Below are 4659 nucleotides of genomic sequence, written 5' to 3'. Positions count from 1 at the left end.
TATCAATAATTTATACAAGCGGTCAGATTATCGCACTATTTTGCAAAAATGAGGTAAAAAATAGGGATACCAATTGGCATCCCTCATTCAAATTAATTAGCTAAATATTGTTTTGCAACATTAATCGCTTCTGCTACCCGTTCAAAGCTCACGCCACCTTTCGCACAACGTTTTGCTAAACAGGAATCCAAAGATAAAATCGGATAAACATCTTCACTAATTGTGCTATGGAATTGTTTAAATTCTTCTAAGTTTAATTCTTCTAACGCTTTTTTCTGGCTAATTGCATAAACAACCGCTTTCCCAACAATATGATGTGCTTCACGGAATGGAATGCCTTTTGCTACTAAGTAGTCAGCTAATTCAGTCGCATTTGCGTAACCTTGCTGGGCAGCTTCTTTGGTTCTTTCTGTATCAACTTTAATATCTTCTAACACTAATACAGAGATATTGATACAGGCTTGCCACGTTTCGATTGCATCGAAGATACCTTCTTTATCTTCTTGCATATCTTTGTTATAAGCCAATGGCAAACCTTTTAAGGTAGTCAGTAAACCAGTTAAAGCCCCAAATACACGTCCTGTTTTACCACGCACTAATTCGCACGCATCAGGATTTTTCTTTTGTGGCATTAATGAAGAACCTGAGGTGACACGATCAGAAAGTTCCACAAAGTGAGATTCACCACTATTAAAAATAATTAGATCTTCAGCAAAGCGAGAAAGGTGCATTGTGCTAATTGATGCTGCCGCCAATAACTCAAGAACATGATCACGATCCGAGACGCTATCTAAACTATTGCGTGTTGCGGTTTCAAAGCCAAGATCTAATGCTAATTTATCACGATCAATTGCATAAGCTGTACCCGCTAATGCTCCAGCTCCTAATGGGCAAGTATTCATTCGATTATAGGCATCTGTTAAACGGCTATAATCACGATCTAACATTTCAAAGTATGCCATACACCAATGTGCAAAGGTGATCGGTTGAGCTCGTTGTAAGTGCGTATAACCCGGCATCACTGCTTGCTGATTTACTTCGGCAGTTTCTACTAATTTATGTTGCAATGCTCGGATAGATTCTTGTAAAGATAATACTTGTGCTTTACACCAAAGTTTCATATCAACGGCAACTTGGTCATTACGGCTACGTCCTGTATGCAATTTTTTACCTAAATCACCGACTCTTTTAATCAGTTGTAATTCCACCCAGCTATGAATATCTTCTGCATCTTCTTGCAGTACGATAGCTAGGTTTGGCGCTACTTCTGCACGTAATTGCTTTAATGCTTGTAATAGTTCTTCTAATTCTGACTCGGTAATAATTCCCACAGACTGAATAGCTTTCGCCCACCCCATTGAACCATCAATATCTTGCAAGGCTAAACGGTAATCAAAACGTAATGAATCATTAAAATATTTGAATTGTTGATCTGCTGCTTGTGTAAAACGTCCACCCCAAAGTGCCATATACTATTCCTTGATTTTTGCAAATAAAAAAGCGGATCTAACCGCTTACATTAGCGACATTATTGCATAATTATGCATTTTATTTCAATAATTATTTTATTTTAAACCCTAATTCTTTTTCTGCTTTTGCGGTTAAGTTTATTGCTCCCGCAGGTGTCATTACAATATTATCCTCTGTACGAATACCACCAAAAGCTTTGAGCTTATTAATTTTATCCCAATTGAAGAAACGAGAAAGGGGATGATTTTTCCAAGGTGTGAGCAACATTTCAATGAAATAAAAACCCGGCTCGATAGTGACTACCATTCCTTCAACTAATTCCCTTGTACAACGCAAACTTGGATAAATATCTGGCGGAGCTTTATGTGTGCCACGATGATTTTGCTGGAATCCAGCGACATCGTGTACTTGTAAGCCCAATTGATGACCTAAGCCATGAGGAAGGAAAATACGGCTAATTCCTTCTTCAAAAATTTGTTCAGCGGGTAATTTTACCAACTCAAATTGATGAATCATTTGTGAGATCCATTGATGCATTTGCGTGTGATAGCTCAAATAATTAAAGCCCACTTGGAGTTGATCAATAATATCTAACTTAAATTGATCCATTTGATTAATCAATTCTGCAAATTCACTTTTTGGATCTAAAGCATAAGTACGAGTAATATCGGACGCATAACCTAAATAAGTTGTCCCTGCATCAATCAAGAAACTTTGACGTATATCAGGATGTTTAAAATCTAATTGGGTATAATGCAACACAGCACTATTTTGGTTAATGGCAATAATATTACCGTAAGGTACATTGTTATCGGACTGTTGTGTGGCAGCTAAATAATCAATATTAATTTCAAATTCAGTCTTGCCCGCAAAGAAAGCTTCTTTAGCAACTTGGTGACCTTTTAAAGCACTTAATTGTGCTTGATACATACAGGCAATTTCAAATTCGCTTTTGATTGAACGCTCAAAATGCAGTACATTGAGTACCTTCTTACTGTTAATTTCAGTAAAGCCAAGCGATTGAGCAAGGGATTCATCTTCCCCAATAAAAACACAATGTTTAGGCTGTTGAATATATTGCGTAATCTGTTGTTGGTCAGTCAGAATTTGCCACTCAAATTCATCTGCGAAGAAAGCAGAACGTGGCGGATTTGGCATAACGTGCCAATAATCTTCAGGAGCATAAAAATAAATTTTAGGCTTATTTTGACCATCTAAAAATAGCCAACTGTGTTCAGCGGAAGGATCTGGAAAAAAATAGTTAAAATGTGGATTGATTTTGAAAGGTGCGTATTGATCATCTAAAAAGTTTTTTTTAGCCGATCCGGCATGAATCCATAATCCATCTAAACGAGAAACTTCCAATGCGTGCTGTACAATACTTTGCAACCGTGCAATATGCTGTGAAAATAGTGTTTTCATTTTATTTCCTAATTTTAACTTAATGGTATTTTATGAGCGAACTCACAACCAATCAAACTTTAGATACACTTGGGCTTCGTTGCCCAGAACCAGTCATGCTTACTCGCAAAACTATCCGCAGTATGCAAGACGGAGAGATATTACATATTATCGCTGATGACCCTGCGACTACTCGTGATATTCCTAGCTTTTGTCAATTTATGGATCATCAACTTCTTAAAAGTGAAACTGATAGTACCCCTTATCAATATTGGATTAAAAAAGGGCTTTAAATCTTTACAATCATAGCTGAATAAAATTGATGAAGCATTATAACAACAAAGGCGACTATTGTAGAAATAATCGCCTTGTGTTTTATGATAAAAATAAAATTTTATAGCCCTGCTTTTAAACTTGCTTCAATGAATCGATCAAGGTCACCATCTAAGACTGCTTGGGTATTACGATTTTCCACTCCTGTGCGTAAATCTTTGATACGTGAATCATCTAATACATAAGAACGAATTTGACTTCCCCAACCAATATCTGACTTGCTTTCTTCCAATGCTTGTTTATCCGCATTTTTCTTCATCATTTCCATTTCATACAATTTAGCTCTCAACTGTTTCATACACTGATCTTTGTTTTTATGTTGAGAACGGTCATTTTGACATTGCACTACAATCCCTGTTGGAATGTGAGTAATACGTACCGCAGATTCTGTTTTATTTACGTGTTGTCCACCCGCACCTGATGCACGATAAACATCAATACGTAAATCGGCGGGATTGATTTCAATATCAATATCGTCTTCAATTTCAGGATAAACGAAGGCGGCACTAAAAGAAGTATGACGACGATTATTTGAGTCAAATGGGCTTTTACGGACTAAACGATGAATCCCTGTTTCTGTACGTAGCCAGCCAAAAGCATGATCACCAGACACTTTAATCGTAGCAGATTTTATTCCTGCCACATCTCCGTCTGATACTTCCATTAATTCTGTTTTGAATCCTTTGCTTTCAGCCCAACGCAGATACATACGAAGTAACATTTCTGTCCAATCTTGAGCCTCTGTTCCGCCTGAGCCTGATTGTAAATCAACATAGCAATCAGCAGAGTCGTGAGGTCCGCTAAACATTCTACGAAATTCAAGTTTTGCTAATTTTTCTTCCAATTCATCCGCTTCTTGTTGAGCCTCATGAAAGGTTTCTTCATCTTCAGCTTCAACCGCTAATTCAATTAAGCCTTCGATATCTTCAACACCTTGTTCAAGATCTCGAATAGTATCAACAACCATTTCAAGCGATACTCGCTCTTTACCTAGTGCCTGTGCCTTTTCTGGTTCATTCCACACTTCTGGTTGTTCTAATTCAGCATTAACTTCCTCTAAGCGTTCAACTTTAAGATCAAAGTCAAAGATACCCCCTAAGTACTTGGGTACGCTCTGCCATATCGGCTAATTGTGTTTTTATTGGATTAAGTTCAAACATAGCTTTTCCTTTAATTTTTGAAAGGGTGATTATAGCGAAATCACTTGCAACATTAAACAAGCGGTCAGATTCCTTTGCCTTTTTACCAAGCAATTCGAGCAAAAGCGTTAGCTAAATCTTCGATAAGGTCATCAACATTTTCTAAGCCAATATGTACTCTCACCAAAGTACCTGTTAATTTACGAGTAATTGCAGGGCGAATACGTTCTATTTCTCTTGGTTGGTTTGTCAAAATAAGTGATTCATAGCCTCCCCAAGAATATGCCATAGAAAATAATTCAAAGTGATCTAAGAA

6 protein-coding genes are annotated in these 4659 nt (G+C 37.2%); 1 reads left to right on the top strand and 5 read right to left on the bottom strand.

All coding sequences use genetic code 11. The annotated features are described in order from the left end of the window. Window positions 1-92: 92 nt before the first annotated feature. Both argH and pepQ read right to left on the bottom strand, forming a co-directional pair. Window positions 93-1469 carry an argininosuccinate lyase gene (gene argH / locus Q1J40_RS09125; protein WP_301099871.1) on the bottom strand — a complete coding sequence of 459 codons (1377 nt, stop codon included), beginning with the start codon at window positions 1467-1469 and terminating at the stop codon, window positions 93-95. 91 nt (window positions 1470-1560) lie between these two features. Beyond that, complete coding sequence (pepQ, locus tag Q1J40_RS09120; RefSeq protein ID WP_301099870.1) at window positions 1561-2892, bottom strand: Xaa-Pro dipeptidase; 1332 nt, start codon at window positions 2890-2892, stop codon at window positions 1561-1563. A 32-nt stretch (window positions 2893-2924) separates the two neighbouring features. On the opposite strand from pepQ, the gene tusA reads away from it, so the two are divergent. Then, window positions 2925-3164 (top strand): sulfurtransferase TusA, encoded by a 240-nt coding sequence (gene tusA / locus Q1J40_RS09115; RefSeq protein ID WP_301099869.1) that lies wholly within the window; start codon window positions 2925-2927, stop codon window positions 3162-3164. A gap of 101 nt (window positions 3165-3265) precedes the next feature. Here tusA and prfB read toward each other — a convergent pair. The 3 genes from prfB to Q1J40_RS09100 form a co-directional block, all read right to left on the bottom strand. Beyond that, window positions 3266-4364, bottom strand: a protein-coding gene (gene prfB, locus Q1J40_RS09110) for a peptide chain release factor 2 (RefSeq protein ID WP_301099868.1) whose coding sequence is annotated in 2 segments (ribosomal slippage) — window positions 3266-4288 and window positions 4290-4364 — 1098 coding nt in all. Because the reading frame shifts where the segments join, the coding sequence is not laid out codon by codon here. Beyond that, window positions 4287-4466, bottom strand: a complete 180-nt coding sequence (locus Q1J40_RS09105) for a hypothetical protein (protein ID WP_301099873.1) — start codon at window positions 4464-4466, stop codon at window positions 4287-4289. Before Q1J40_RS09105 ends, prfB begins: the two co-directional genes overlap by 78 nt. Further along, window positions 4447-4659 (bottom strand): PLP-dependent transferase (locus tag Q1J40_RS09100; protein WP_301099867.1); only part of this gene is annotated, 213 nt, incomplete at its 5' end. The genes Q1J40_RS09100 and Q1J40_RS09105, both read right to left, overlap by 20 nt.

This window comes from Otariodibacter sp. (assembly GCF_029256985.1).
Classification (GTDB): Bacteria; Pseudomonadota; Gammaproteobacteria; order Enterobacterales; family Pasteurellaceae; genus Otariodibacter.
The sequence above is the reverse complement of the archived record's forward strand: the minus strand, read 5'-3'. Positions and strand labels throughout refer to the sequence as shown.